Here is a 15,436-nt window from a genome sequence, read left to right on the forward strand (position 1 = left end):
CTCAGTTTTTTGCAAATTAGTTGAGCATAGCTACCCATTTTTGTATAGATTGGCTCAATTATCATTGCGTTTTATTTTTCTACAAATCATCAAAAGGACTTTTAATCTGCTGTAAGTTTTTTGTGCTTACATGCGTGTAAATTTCAGTTGTTTTACTACTATTATGTCCAAGTAACTCTTGTATGTATCGTAAATCTGTTCCACTTTCTAATAAGTGAGTAGCAAAACTGTGTCTAAGCCAGTGCAATGTTACAGGTTTATTTATAGATGCTAATTTAATACTTTTTTTTAATACTTCTTCTAAACTTCTAGCAGAATAAAGTGTGCTTTTTTCTTGCCCTTCAAAAAGATACATTTTTGGAGAATATGCTTTATAGTAGCTTCTTAACAATTCCAATATCTTTGGTGATAATGGCGTAATCCTATCCTTTTTCCCTTTAGATTGCCTTACAATAACTTTATTTCTTTTGGAATCTATATCGATTGGTTTTAAATGCAATAATTCACTTCTTCTTAAACCACAGCTATAAATAAGGGAAGGCATAGCTTTGTGCTTCAAGTTTTTCGGTGCTTCTAAAATGGATTTTATTTCTTCTTTACTCAAAACATTGGGCAATATTTTTTCTCTTTTCGGACGATGAATTTTCTCTATAACTAATACTTCATTGCGAATGGTTTTGAAATACAGTTTGATGGCATTCACAATCTGATTTTGATAAGAAGAAGAAAGCTTGTTTTTTAAAATATAAGCAGTATTGTACAAAATAACATCGTCATTAGTGATTTCAAAAACAGATTTCTGATTGAAAAATGTTAAAAAAGATTGTAGCGCTTCGCTGTAGGTCTTTATAGTATTCTCGCTATAGCGTTTAGATTGCAACCAATGTTTAAATTGTTCTAACTGCTGTATTCCTTCCATTGAAGGAAGAGGTGGCGAAGAAATTTTGAAACGAATTCTATTGTCAATCGTATCAGGCAAGTGCTAATATTTTTTAGAAACACTCCATCTCGCTCCATCAAAAGTTTTGATACGAGCAATTAAACGTAGGTCTTTGTCAAAAAAAAACAGCAATACGAGGTATTCCTCTGTGGGTAACTAATTTGGCTTTCCAATTCATTTTGTGTGGCTTATATACTTTCAAAAATACTATTTTTTCTTTTACACCAAAACAAAACCAGAATAACCACATCCATATCAATACAAACAATTTTGCAAACACAAACTTATTTGTAAATATAAAAAACAATGAATTATTAAAAATGGGTTATTAACAAAAAAGTTGAAAAAGTAAACTTTGCGTAAACCAAAATTATGAGACCACAACCTACAACAGACAACCCACAACCTACAACAAACCACACCCCACAACCTCCATAACCCCATTTGCCATAGGATACAAACTCCCATTCACTTCCTGAAAAAAACGCCCAATCGCCACAACCACACAAGAATGACCCTCAGGTAACGTGGGCACATTCAAAGTAACATCACCTGTAAAATGACCATTAAGCATTATTTTTTCACTTTCAAAATAAGAAAATTGCGCACTAGTATCCAACATTACAAATCGTAAGACCAATTCAAAATGAGTAGCAGGAGTATCAACAAACAAAGAAGCACCCAAACAATTAGGAACATGCAAACCAATTGCAAAATCAAAAGAAAAAGAATGACGCAAAGTATTCTCAAACGTAGCACCTTGAGTAAGCACAAAACCCTGAAGCAACCCACGTCCTTCATCAGTAGTCAAACCCAAAGCAAAATTTCGTTGCCCTCTTGCAGAAAAAGGATCCAAAGCTTTCACCTGTGCAAATAAACGCACCAAACGCTGATGCAGTTTTCCATCCTTTAAAAACAATAAATAAGGCTGCAACATTTCCTTAAAAAAAGCAACATCATGCATACACCTTTTAAATTCAGAACCATTCTCCCTAACACGCACCATAGACGCTTTCGTTTTAATAGCTTCACCATTAAAACCACCACCAGCTGCCCGCACCACTTGCTTACCATCTAAAAAGTAAAAAGTCAATCCCTGTATAGTACCAGACAAGCGTACTATTCCTTTCCCTTTTGCCATAAAAAACCATTTAAAACCCTAATATACAAAAAATAAACAATAAGAATATAATAAAATTATACTCAAGTTATAGTAAGATTATAGTAACTTTATAGTAAGGTTATAGTAACCTTATAATAACTATAACTAAAAAAAACAGTACAAAAACCTTTAGTTGGCATCATAACAACACAGAACACAAACGAAGTAATTTCCAATAAACACACCTGAACCCAAAATACGCAATAGACTTTGTTATGAGAGAAATAGAAGCAAAATAGTTGAGAAATACGGAAGTTTTACCCCACAAATGGAGCTAAAGCTACATTGAGGACGTAAAACTGATACCCTTTGTGATTTGAATTTACTGTAAAAGAAAATGATGATTTTTTTCTTGATATAAAATAGAAAATCAAAACATAGCATCGCTACGCCTTTATTTTGTATCGAAGTAGCGAGAAAAAAAGGGCGTTTTATTCCTGTAAATTCAGATAATTTGCATTAAAACTGAAAATAAATAAAAGGCTGTGCTCCTTCTGAAGCCATGACTAGTACTAACCAAAAAACAAACCCTAAAACAATAGCTTGCAACCAAAATGGTAGTTTACCAAATAGTTTTTCATTAAAATTTGTTATTCGTTCTGGCAGAAAATGCCATACAAAACCAAAAGCTAAAACAAGAAATACATTACTATATCCTTGAATGATTGTCAGCCATTGCTCTAAGTTAACATTCAATTTGCTTATGTTTTCTGTAATTTGAAAAGCAGTATCGAAATCTTTTGCTCTAAAAAACAGCCAACAAAAAACTACAAAATGGAACGTTAATAGTATTTGTATTGTTTTTACAAAGTAGTTTTTAGGAAGTTTTATAAATTGACCAAAGAAGCGTTCTACAGCTAAAGCCAAACCATGAAGTACACCCCAAAAAACGAATTTCCAATTTGCTCCATGCCATAAACCTCCTAAAAGCATGGTCATGAATAGGTTAAAATAGGTTCTAAAATTCCCTTTTCTATTTCCTCCTAATGAAATATAAAGGTAATCTCTCAACCAAGAAGACAACGAAATATGCCATCTTCTCCAAAACTCTGTAACCGAAGCCGATTTATAAGGTGTTCTAAAGTTAGGTGGCAATGTGAATCCCATTAGTAAAGCCAAACCAATTGCCATGTCTGAATATCCAGAAAAATCGCAATAAATTTGAATAGCATAACCATAGGAAGCCATTAAGTTTTCAAAAGCGGTATAGCTGTTTGGAGTATCAAAAACACGATCAACAAAGTTTGAAGATATATAATCTGAAACTACTGTTTTTTTAATTAAACCTCCAATAATTAAGAAAAGTGCTTTATTAAAGTCTTCTTTAGCTAGATTTAATTTTTGATAAATCTGAGGAATAAAATCACTTGCTCTAACAATAGGTCCAGCGACGAGTTGCGGAAAGAATGAAACGAAAAACAAGAAATCTACAAAGCTCTTTGTAGGCGCTAAATCTTTTCGATACACGTCTATCGTATAACTTAATGTCTGAAAGGTATAAAATGAAATTCCTACAGGTAAAATAATATCTGATAATGAGATATTACTTCCTGAAAATGTATTAAAGTTACTGATAAAGAAGTTAGTATATTTAAAATAGACTAACATTCCTAGGTTTATCAATAAACTTAGAATTAAATAAAATTTTCTATAAAACTGTTTTGTTTCCGTATGAATCAAATACGACAAACTATAATCAACAACCGATGAAAAAATCAGTAACCAAAAATAGATTCCGCTACACTTATAATAGAAAAATAAAGAAAAAAGAACCACGTAGGTAATTCTAAAATAGTGTGTTTTTTTAGTAAGAATATAAATAAAATAGAAAACAGTGAAGAAACCAAGAAACAAACCGCTATTAAAAAGCAATGGTTTATTGGGATCAAAAACGAACCAACTTTGTATCGTTTCCATGCTCAATTCTCCAACAATATTCTGAATAAAAGACAATAAAACAACTAATGACTTCACTTATTTAACGGCTTTAAATTGTTCATAACTTACTGTTAATGCGTCAAAAAATAATTGACCTTGTAATTCATATCCCGATTTAGAATAATGCACTTTGTCTTTTGCCATTAATCCTTTTTTATAATTTTCGTTTACACTAAATAGCCCTCCTAAAGCTTGAAACATATCCCAAACGGCAACATTATTTTCTATTGCTGTTTCTAATATTTTTTTAGTATAATCTGCTACAATTGTATTTGGATATCTTCTTTTAAAGAAAGATGGTGGTGGTGTTGTTATTATTATTTCTACTGATGGGTTTTCTTTTCGAATATGTTGCAACATTTCTGTTAATTGCTCAAAATATTCTTCAGTTGGTTTTTTATCAAAACTTTCATTCGTTCCTAAAGAAATTACTACTAAACTACTTTCTAATGCTTTTAACTGTTTAAAAAACATTGGAAACTTATTATAATCACTCGCTTTTGCTCCGTTTACTCCTATAGCGCTATATGTAATTCCAGGATTGTTTTTTTCTAAAATAAGTCCATTTAAAGCAAAAGTATCTAGTTGCTCATTTGGCACTAAATAGATTGTATTAATAAGCTCTTGGCTGTAATAATTTTGAGATGCTATATCTTTTTGAAGCGTTAGCGGTATAAATTCTGTTCTACTAATTTGTTTAGCCTCCATTTCATTGGTAGGTATTCTTAATGTTTTACCTGCATGAATCGTATTCGAACGTAAATTATTTGCTTTTTTTATAGCAGTGACACCAACATTATATTTATCTGCAATAATTGATAACGACTCACCCGATTTTATCTTATGGTTTATATTTTTAGGTACAGATGATTCGATTACTATTTCTTTTGAAGCAGTCGCTAAATCAAAAACTGGATTATTGTTTGGCGTTACTAATTTAACGGAATGAAAAGCGAAATTTTTATCACGAACACCTATTTGAATGGCAAAATCTTTGCTTTTAGTATAAAGTGCAATACCACTTAATCCAACTGGTTGTGTTGTATCTGGGTAGATATTCCTATAACTTTCAAAAGAAGCATTGGACGTATATTTAATGAAATAATTTCCATTAGTTTTTGCTAAATTATATGGAAATGTAAATCCTAATCCGCTATTGCCATATTTTTCTTGTAACAAACTACGTATTTTTCCAGTAAATAAATCGGCTTGTATATGCGAATCTCCAATATGAACTACGCGAAGCTTACAATCTTTTTTTTCTTCAAGTTGCTGTAATTTTTCATAGAATTTAACAATTGCTTCTGCATTTATAATTCTATTCGAATTATCCATTAAAGAATCTATTACAACTCCTTCTTCAAAATCTATTGAATCGTCGACTTGTGCGCTCAAAAATTGGCATGAAATAAATATTAAAAATAAAATTTTATTGCGCATGGATACTGACATCGTGTTTGTGAATACTATCTTTTTTTAGAACTGGTTTCTTTTTTGCTTTCATTTTTTTGTATTTCGCATAACCTTCATCTAATTGTGTATATAAAAGTTTTGCTACTTCTTTTGCTCCTCTAAAATTGAAATGCGTGTAATCTTTATTTGCTTTTGCTGGCAATTCTTCAACCCATTTCACCATACTTCCATCACCACCCATTAATGTATATAAATTCACAAAACCAGCTTCGGATGCAATGGCATATTTTTTTTGTGCAGTGGACAAAGGAACTACAGCAGAATCTGTTTTCATTTCTAAGTCGTATTTTGTTGATTTATCTGCTGTTGAAACGACCAATATTGTGACACCTGGAAAGCAATCTTTTAGATGGTCTGTTACAATTTTCATCCTCTTTTCATACCATGAATAATTGAGTGAACCATAGTTTAAAACATTTGTTCCGTAATGCAACACAATTAAATCATAACCTAATTGTTTCTGAAATTCTGTCATCATTCCTCTATTAAACATAGATAATGGCAAACCTGAATTTCCTCTACTTGAAAAATTATCAACATGTACGCCTTGTCCGTCATCAAAATTAAAACCATAAAAAGGAATACTATCTGCCTTTTTAAAATACAGTTTTAAAGAAGGCAAACTAGCTTCCGTAAATCGTAAAGTATTCAGTTTATTCGAAGGGTTTAACTTCTTTCTAATAGTATCTTCATTAACTATATAATATACTTCTCCATCTTCATTATCTGAACTTCCGTAGAACAAAGTAGGTCTATTTAAAACCGTTGCGAATTTTGTATTATTAGCTTTATAGCTAACCCAAGGGTTATTGATTGTATCGTTGGCATAAAAAACATGTCCATTAACTCCAAAAGGATTAACTGGTTTCTTTACTTTCAAATAGGATTGCATCTTCCAATTATTTGAAAACTGATGTACTAAAGAACTTCTTGAGCTTGCTGATTCCGATGTAATATTAACAAATCCAACTCCTTTACCTCCAAATTTCTCTTGAAAATGGGTCCTAAAATCTTTCACTATCAAGTCTCCATCTGTCATCGAATCTCCAAAATAGGCAATACGTACGTTACCTTTCTTTTCGTTTTCTAATTGGAAAAGTTTTTCATAGAATGGAATTAGATATTGAAATCCTTTATATTCTACAAACTTCTCGACAGGATAAACAACACCATCTGTTGGCTTAAATATAACTTTTTCTTGCTTTGCAACATCCTTTTCAACAACAACAGAGTCACGCGCTTCTGCAACTGCTTCAAGCAAAAGACTGTCTATAATAACATTTTTTGTAATCTTTTTTTGTGAAAATATTTTTTTTGGTAATATTTCTTTAAACAAGAAAAAAGCTGCTATAGCAATTACCAAAGCAAAAAAGGTCCTGAAAAAATAAGACGTTGATTTCAATTTATTATTGTATAAAATTACATTCTTTCTGGAACCTGAATTCCTAATAATTGGAAAGCATTTTTAATTGTATTTCCAACTGTATTAGACAATTGTACTCTAAAAGCTTTCTTTTCCATATCTTGTTCAGGCAAAATTGGAACATTTTGATAGAATGAATTAAATTCTTTCACCAAGTCGTAAGTATAATTAGCAATCAATGCTGGACTATGATTATTAGCCGCATTTTGGATTATTTCTGGAAACAACTGTACTTGCTTGATTAGTTCTTTTTCTTTTTCATGTATTTCTACCGAATTCGTTACAATAGTATTTTTATAATCGAAATTAGATTTTCTTAAAATAGATTGAATACGCGCATAGGTATACTGAATAAATGGCCCTGTATTTCCATTAAAATCTACTGATTCTTCTGGGTTGAACATCATTTGCTTTTTAGGATCTACTTTTAGCATATAATACTTTAACGCACCAAGTCCGATAATCTTATATAATGCTGCTTTTTCATCGTCACTATAACCGTCTAATTTCCCAAGTTCTTCCGAAATATTTTTCGCTGTTACAGTCATTTCTTCCATTAAATCATCAGCATCAACAACAGTTCCTTCACGCGATTTCATTCTTCCAGAAGGTAATTCTACCATTCCATAACTTAAATGATAAAGGTGTTCAGCCCAATCGAATCCTAATTTTTTCAATATTAAGAACAATACTTTAAAATGATAATCTTGTTCGTTACCCACAGTATAAACCATTCCTCCAACATCTGGATAATCTTTCACACGTTGAATCGCTGTTCCAATATCTTGTGTCATATATACCGACGTTCCATCGGCACGCAGCACAATCTTTCTATCTAAACCATCTGCTGTTAAATCAATCCAAACCGAACCATCTGGGTCTTTTTCGAAAACACCTTTTTCTAATCCTATTTGAACTACTTCTTTTCCTAATAAATACGTATTACTTTCATAATAGTTTGGAATATCAAAACGAACACCTAGATTCTTATACGTTTGTTCGAAACCGTCATATACCCATTGGTTCATTGTTTTCCACAAAGCAACAACTTCATCATCGCCAGCTTCCCATTTACGTAGCATATCTTGTGCTTCTAAAATTGAAGGAGCTAATTTCTTCGCTTCGTCTTCCGTTTTTCCTTGCGCAATTAACTCGCTTATCTCTTTTTTATAATTCTTATCAAATTCTACATAAAAGTTTCCTACTAATTTATCGCCTTTTAAACCTGTAGATTCTGGAGTTTTTCCTTCTCCAAATTTCTGCCAAGCCAACATCGACTTACAAATATGAATACCTCTATCGTTTATGATTTGAGTTTTATATACTTTTTTACCTGAAGCTTTAATAATTTCTCCTACAGAATAGCCCAATAAATTATTACGAATATGCCCTAAATGTAAAGGTTTGTTGGTGTTTGGTGAAGAATATTCTACCATTACCGACTTTTCATTTTCTGTTGGCACAACAAAACCAAAAATATCATCCCCTTTAATTGTATTAAAAAAAGAAACATAATATTCATCGGAAATTACAATATTTAAAAAACCACCTACTACATTAAACTTCGCAACTTCTACTACATTTTCAACAAGATAATTTCCAATCTTGGTTCCTATCTCTACTGGGTTGCCTTTTAATGCTTTTACCAAAGGAAAAACAACCATAGTAATATCACCTTCAAAATCTTTCCTAGTCGCTTGAAATTCAATTTTTTCAATAGTTAAATCGAATACGGATTGAACGGCTTTCTGGATCTGTGTTGTTAGTGTTTCTTGTAATGTCATTTTTCTTTGATTTTTAAAGGTGCAAAGGTAATAATTTAGATTTTAGAAATAGAATTTAGATTTCAGAATTTATAGGTTGTAAAAATGTTAAAAAAAACACAAAAAACCAAACCCTTGTAACAAAAACACAAATTGAATGTCTTGTAATAAATCATCAATCAATCAACGTTAAACAGTTTTTAAAATGAAATTAAAATTAGTACTTATACTTTTTTTGAGCAATGTTATTAGTTTATTTGCTCAAAACTCTGGATCAATATCTGGAAAAGTAGTCGACAAAAAAACGAATGAACCACTTCCCTATGTAACTATTGTTGTTAAAGAAAGTGAAAACATTATTACAGGAGGTATTACTTCTGAATCGGGAGAGTTTAATATTGAGAAGCTTATACCCAAAAAATACACTATTGAAATTCAATTTATTGGATACAAAACTATCGTTAAAGACATTGACTTAACTAATGATAAAAAAATAAATATTGGCACTATTTCTATTGAAGAAGATGTTGCTCAACTTGAAGGTGTAGAATTAGTTAAAGAACGTTCTATAATGGAACAAAAAATTGACAGAAAGGTAATCAATGTAGGTAAAGATTTAATAAGCGCTGGTGCTTCCGCTGGAGAAATCATGAATAATATCCCTTCTGTGTCTGTTGATCCACAAACCAATCAAATTAGTTTACGAGGCAATTCTAATGTACGAATTTTAATTGATGGAAAACCTACAAACATTTCTCCTGAACAATTATTAAAACAAATTCCTTCTGCATCAATCAAACAAATTGAGTTGATTACTAATCCTTCTGCAAAGTACAATCCTGAAGGAATGAGTGGAATTATCAATATTGTATTACACAAAAATGCAAATGATGGTTTTAACGGATCTGTGAACTCTGGAATTACATTTGGAAAAACACCTAAAGTCAATACGGCTATAGACTTAAATTATAAAACTGGAAAAGTAAACATCTATGGGAATTATGGTTTTAATCATGGAAAAAATGCAAATGATGGTTTTATAAATAGTTTTGAATTAAACAACCATAATCGTCAAGATTTCAAATTCAACAATAAAAACACTTCCCATTTATTCAAAGTAGGAATGGATTATTTTATTAACGACGCCAATACTTTATCTTTTTACACTACTCAAAACCTTTTTAATGGAGATGGAACAGGAAGAACATATGTAGATTACGTTAATCCTAGTACAGCTGACATTTTACAATTATTCAATTCTGACACAGAAAGCAATTCACAAGCTTATAATTTAGATTACAAGCATAACTTCAAGAAAGAAGGAGAAAATATTGAATTAGAATTAAATTTCAACAAAAACGATAGTCCCGAAAGAACAACTTTTAATTTCCCTTTTATATCAAACTACTCTTTAAACACAGTAGATAACACAAATGACAATTTTATTATTAATCTAGATTACGTGAATCCTATAAGTGAATCTACAAAACTAGAAACAGGTTTAGAGACACGAATTGAAAACACTTCCAATTTATTAGCTATTGACAATAATTATGACTCAAGCTTTAATTATGAAAGACGCATTTATTCTGCATATGCTACTTATGGAAAGCAATGGAAAAAATGGAGTGCTCAAGTTGGAACTAGAATTGAAAAATTTGAAGCTGAAGCTAGTTTTAAAAAAATTGGAGAAAGTAACACTTCCTTTTCAGACGATTTTGTAACGCTTTATCCATCTGGTTTTGTAAGCTATGAACCAAACGATAATAACTCGTTCAATTTCAGCATTGCAAGACGAGTAGACAGAGCTAGTATTCAACAATTAAATCCCATTAGAGAATGGTCTACTCCAACAATCGACTCTAAAGGTAATCCAGATTTAGATCCACAATTTACTAATTCGTTTGAATTAAATTACACAAGAAGAACAAAAATAGGTTCAATTACATCTGGTTTATTTTACAGAAAAATATATGATGAAATTAACCGATATATCTACGAAAGTCCAACCGACCCAAACAAAAACATCTTAACGTATGACAACTTCAAAGACAATGATGCTTTTGGTCTAGAAATATCGGGTAATCTAAATTTCACAAAATGGTGGAGCGCTAATTTTGGTGTAGATGCTTATTTTAGAAAACTAAGAGGTATTGTTGCTACAGATGCAGTTGAAGTAAATACTACTATTTTTAATACGCGATTAAACAATAGCTTTAAAGCAACAAAAGATTTACGTTTTCAGCTTTTTGGAATGTATAGAGGAGAAGATCTTAATTTACAATTTTTAAGAAAACCTATGTGGAGAGCTGACATAGGTGCTAGTTATACCGTTTTAAAAGGAAAAGGTACTGTAAGTGCTCGTTTTAGTGATATGTTTAAGGCTATGAAGTTTAGTTTTGAAGGAAATCTTCCTTACAAACAAGTTGGAGCATTTCGTTGGGAAAGCCAAACCGTTTATTTAGGCTTTAATTATCGTTTTGGTGGCGGAAAAAACAAAGCCCTACAGCGTAAAGAAAGAGATAAAAATGAAACCAAAAATAATGGTGGAATTTTATAATAAAAAGAGCGATTCAATTGAATCGCTCTTTTTATGTTGACCTATCTATCCATGTCTTCAATTTCCAAATTCCATGTTCTTTTTTAAAGTAGTAATCAATCATTATTCCGTTTCCAATACCTCTATTTTCAACGATTGCTTCATTATCATTAATTACAAAATTTTGTTTATAATCTAAATATTCAGCGGGTTGCATAAAATTCAAAAAAGAATAGTCTTCTTTTTTAATTTCTAATTCAACTAATTCAAAATCTCCATTCGTATCTAAATGTTGAATGACTAATGGAAAATTGACTCTTTCTACTTGAAACAAATGATTCTTACTAAATTTTTCTAGGAAACCTAAAAAATCTTCTTCTATTCTTTCAGCTTCTACAACTTGTTTAGTATCTACTAATTCAATAGTATCTTTCTTTACTTCAATTACCTCTATTACTTCTTTTTGACTATCATTCTTGCAGCTCATTGAAAAAAAACAAAGAATGCAACTTACTCCAAAAAGAAACTGCTTTATCAAATTTGACAAAACAGTTCGGTTTTTACTTTTTATCATATTTTAATTACCAACGAATAATAACACTTCCCCAAGTGAATCCACTTCCAAATGCAGCTAAAACGACTAAGTCGCCTTCTTTAATTTTTCCTTGTTCCCAAGCTTCTGTTAAAGCAATAGGAATAGAAGCAGCAGTTGTGTTTCCATATTTTTGAATATTATTATATACTTGGTCGTCTGTTAGCTTAAATTTCTGCTGAATGAATTGAGAGATTCTTAAATTCGCTTGGTGTGGCACTAGCATATTAATATCTGATACTTGTAAATTATTGGCTTGTAAGCCTTCATTTATAACTTCACTAAAACGAACTACTGCATTTTTAAACACAAATTGTCCATTCATATATGGATAATAACTTTCATCTTCTGGATCGTTATCTGCAATAATATCGGTTACCCATCTTTTCCCCATTCCTGGAGCAATTAATGATAACTCTTCAGCATGTTGTCCTTCGGAATGCAAATGCGTTGATAAAATCCCTTTTGTTGTGTCTTCTTCTCTACTTAAAATTGCTGCTCCAGCTCCATCTCCAAAAATTACAGAAACGCCACGACCACGCGTAGACATATCTAAACCAGTTGAATGTAGTTCTGAACCAATAACTAAAATATTTTTATACATTCCCGTTTTAATATACTGATCGGCTACTGAAATGGCATATACAAATCCTGAACATTGATTACGAACATCTAAGGCTCCAACAGTTTTCAATCCTAAATCACGTTGTACTAAAACTCCAGGACCAGGAAAATAATAATCGGGACTTAGGGTAGCAAAAACAACAAAATCGATATCGGATTTATCAATCTTTGCTCTTTCAATTGCTATTTCAGCAGCTTTAACACCCATTGACGTTGTAGTATCTTCACCTCTAACGACATGTCTTCTTTCTTTTATTCCTGTACGTTCCTGAATCCATTCATCATTTGTATCCATTACTTTTGATAAATCATCATTTGTTACAATGTTTTCCGGAACATAATATCCTAATCCTGTTATTTTCGAATGATACATTTTACTATATTTATATTTTAAGGTCGGCAAATTTAGTAAATTCTCATTTTATACCTATTGCAAAACACTTAATTTTCATTACTCTCAAAACTAAACATTTTTAGCATACATTTTAACAAAATATACAGAAATTAACATTTTTAAATCGATATTTTTGGTAGCAAAATTTTTTAACAAACACCATCAATGAAAAAAATATTCATTTGTTTAGGTATACTTCTATTGAATATGCACTTAAACGCACAAGAAAATTTAGGGTATCAAAAACCACCTAAAGAAATTTTAGACTTAGCCGATTACGAAAGAGCTCCAAGTGTTTCTATGGACACGAAAAAAGAGTACATGCTCTTAAGCTACAGAAACACTTATAAAAATCTTGATGACTTAAATCAAGAAGAAATGCGTCTGGGCGGACTTCGCATTAATCCCATTACTAATATTTCAAGTACTATTACTTATTTGAATAATTTAAAAATTAGAAAAATTAAAGAAACCGAAGAAGCACAAGTGAGTGGTTTACCAAAAAATCCAAAAATCGCGAATCTTTCTTGGTCTCCAGATGAAAAGCATATTTCATTTACACACACTACAAGTAAAGGTTTAGAATTATGGATTTTAGATGTAGCAAATGCGAGTGCTAAAAAAATAACGGAAGACAATTTAAATGGAAACATGGGAAATCCTACAAGTTGGTTTAAAGATAGTCAGACGTTATTAATTAGAACACTTCCTAGTAACAGACCTACATTAATAGATGCGAAAAAAGACATTCCAACAGGTCCAACTGTTTCAGAAAGCGAAGGCAAAGTATCTCAAAACAGAACGTATCAAGACTTATTAAAAAACAAAACAGATGAAGCTAATTTCGAATCGTTAGTTACATCTGAACTATATACTGTTAATTTGTCTGGTACGAAAAAACTTTTCAAATCAGCTGCTTTATATTCAAATGAGTCTTTTTCTCCTGATGGAAATTATATCATGATTACAACTATTGAAAAACCATTTTCATACATTGTTCCATTGAATCGTTTCCCTCAAACCACTATTATATATGATGCAACTGGAAAAACTATTAAAACCGTTAATGAAGTTCCTTTAAACGAGATTATGCCAAAAGGTTTTATGTCTGCAAGAAAAGGAAAAAGAAATATGTCTTGGAGAAGAGATACTCCTGCAACTTTATATTTTGTAGAAGCTTTAGATGAAGGAGATCCAGCTAATGAAGTTGATTTTAGAGATGAAGTTTTCCTTTGGGAGGCTCCTTTTACAAAATATCCTACATCATTAGTAAAAACAAAACAACGTTTTGCAGGTATTCAATGGGGAAATGAAACCACAGCAATTCTAAGCGATTATTGGTACGATACTCGAAATAGTAAAACCTATTTTATTAACCCTTCTATTGAAGGTGCTACTCCGCAATTAATTTGGGATAGAAACTACCAAGATAAATATAGCGATCCTGGAAATTTTGAAACAAAGAAAAACGATTTTGGAAGTTATGTTTTAGCCATTGAAAAAGACAAAATGTATCTATTGGGTGATGGTTTTACTAAAGATGGTCAGTTTCCTTTTATAGATGAATTTAGTTTAAAGACATTAAAAACAAAACGTCTATATGAATCTAAATTAACAGATAAAAAAGAGGATTTACTTTCTATTGAAGATTTAAAAAAAGGAGATGTTTTAATTCGTCTTCAATCTAAAAATGAGTACCCTAATTATTATTTTAGAAACTTAAAAAATAAAAAAATCACTCCAATTACTGCCTTTAAAAATCCTTTTGAAAGCTTGAATAATGTTTATAAAGAAGTGATTACCTATAAAAGAAATGATGGAGTAACATTGTCTGGAACTTTATACCTTCCTGCTGATTATGACAAAACTAAAAAAGACAAAAAGCTTCCTTTATTAATTTGGGCATATCCAGAAGAATTTAAAGACAAAAATAGTGCTGGACAAACAACTCAAAACCCTAATGAATTTACATTTCCTTATTATGGTTCGTTTGTATATTGGGTAACGAGAGGTTATGCTGTATTAGATGATGCATCTTTCCCTATTATTGGAGAAGGTACAACAGAACCAAATGATACTTTTATTCCTCAATTGGTTGCCAATGCAAAAGCAGCTATAGATGCTGTAGACAACTTAGGCTATATTAACAGAAGTAAAGTAGCCGTTGGAGGTCATTCATATGGCGCTTTTATGACTGCTAATTTATTAACACACTCTAACTTATTTGCCTGTGGAATTGCAAGAAGTGGTGCTTACAATAGAACTTTAACACCTTTCGGTTTCCAAAGTGAGCAAAGAAATTATTGGGATGTTCCTGAAATATACAACACTATGTCTCCTTTTATGAATGCTTCAAAAATGAAAACACCATTACTTTTGGTTCATGGTGAAGCAGACAATAATCCTGGAACATTTACACTGCAAACAGAGCGTTATTTTCAAGCTTTAAAAGGCTTAGGAGCTCCTGTTAGAATGGTACTTCTTCCAAAAGAAAGCCATGGTTATGTGGCCGAAGAGAACATTCTACATTTATTATGGGAACAAGATCAATTCTTAGAAAAACATTTAAAGAATTAATTCCAGATAAA

At 31.2% G+C, this 15,436-nt stretch carries 10 protein-coding genes; 2 read left to right on the forward strand and 8 right to left on the reverse strand.

From position 1 onward, the window contains the following. Positions 1–79: 79 nt before the first annotated feature. From xerA to argS, 6 genes are all read right to left on the reverse strand, one after another. Complete coding sequence (gene xerA, locus L2Z92_RS00355) at positions 80–979, reverse strand: site-specific tyrosine recombinase/integron integrase (protein ID WP_236456875.1); 900 nt, start codon at positions 977–979, stop codon at positions 80–82. 367 nt (positions 980–1,346) lie between these two features. Continuing rightward, the gene (locus L2Z92_RS00360; protein WP_236456876.1) at positions 1,347–2,081 is read right to left on the reverse strand and encodes a hypothetical protein; all 735 of its coding nucleotides are present in this window, start codon (positions 2,079–2,081) and stop codon (positions 1,347–1,349) included. A 480-nt stretch (positions 2,082–2,561) separates the two neighbouring features. After that, positions 2,562–4,019: an MBOAT family O-acyltransferase gene (locus L2Z92_RS00365; RefSeq protein WP_236458889.1), complete on the reverse strand. Its 1,458-nt coding sequence runs from the start codon at positions 4,017–4,019 to the stop codon at positions 2,562–2,564. 57 nt (positions 4,020–4,076) lie between these two features. Further along, on the reverse strand, positions 4,077–5,435 hold the full coding sequence (locus L2Z92_RS00370; RefSeq protein WP_236456877.1) for a GDSL-type esterase/lipase family protein: 1,359 nt from the start codon (positions 5,433–5,435) through the stop codon (positions 4,077–4,079). 34 nt (positions 5,436–5,469) lie between these two features. Continuing rightward, positions 5,470–6,915: an SGNH/GDSL hydrolase family protein gene (locus tag L2Z92_RS00375; RefSeq protein WP_236456878.1), complete on the reverse strand. Its 1,446-nt coding sequence runs from the start codon at positions 6,913–6,915 to the stop codon at positions 5,470–5,472. Between the two features lie 17 nt (positions 6,916–6,932). Beyond that, positions 6,933–8,720 carry an arginine--tRNA ligase gene (argS, locus tag L2Z92_RS00380; RefSeq protein ID WP_236456879.1) on the reverse strand — a complete coding sequence of 596 codons (1,788 nt, stop codon included), beginning with the start codon at positions 8,718–8,720 and terminating at the stop codon, positions 6,933–6,935. 184 nt (positions 8,721–8,904) lie between these two features. On the opposite strand from argS, the gene L2Z92_RS00385 reads away from it, so the two are divergent. Continuing rightward, positions 8,905–11,259, forward strand: coding sequence for a TonB-dependent receptor domain-containing protein (locus L2Z92_RS00385; protein ID WP_236456880.1), 2,355 nt, complete (start codon positions 8,905–8,907; stop codon positions 11,257–11,259). 31 nt (positions 11,260–11,290) lie between these two features. On the opposite strand, the gene L2Z92_RS00390 is transcribed toward L2Z92_RS00385, so the two are convergent. Both L2Z92_RS00390 and L2Z92_RS00395 read right to left on the reverse strand, forming a co-directional pair. Next, complete coding sequence (locus tag L2Z92_RS00390; RefSeq protein WP_236456881.1) at positions 11,291–11,812, reverse strand: DUF4348 domain-containing protein; 522 nt, start codon at positions 11,810–11,812, stop codon at positions 11,291–11,293. Between the two features lie 7 nt (positions 11,813–11,819). Then, the gene (locus L2Z92_RS00395) at positions 11,820–12,827 is read right to left on the reverse strand and encodes a 3-oxoacyl-ACP synthase III family protein (RefSeq protein ID WP_236456882.1); all 1,008 of its coding nucleotides are present in this window, start codon (positions 12,825–12,827) and stop codon (positions 11,820–11,822) included. A gap of 186 nt (positions 12,828–13,013) precedes the next feature. Here L2Z92_RS00395 and L2Z92_RS00400 point away from each other — a divergent pair, with 186 nt between their 5' ends. Next, on the forward strand, positions 13,014–15,425 hold the full coding sequence (locus L2Z92_RS00400) for a S9 family peptidase (RefSeq protein ID WP_236456883.1): 2,412 nt from the start codon (positions 13,014–13,016) through the stop codon (positions 15,423–15,425). The last annotated feature ends 11 nt before the right edge of the window (positions 15,426–15,436 follow it).

The organism is Flavobacterium jumunjinense, assembly GCF_021650975.2.
Taxonomy (GTDB): domain Bacteria; phylum Bacteroidota; class Bacteroidia; order Flavobacteriales; family Flavobacteriaceae; genus Flavobacterium; species Flavobacterium jumunjinense.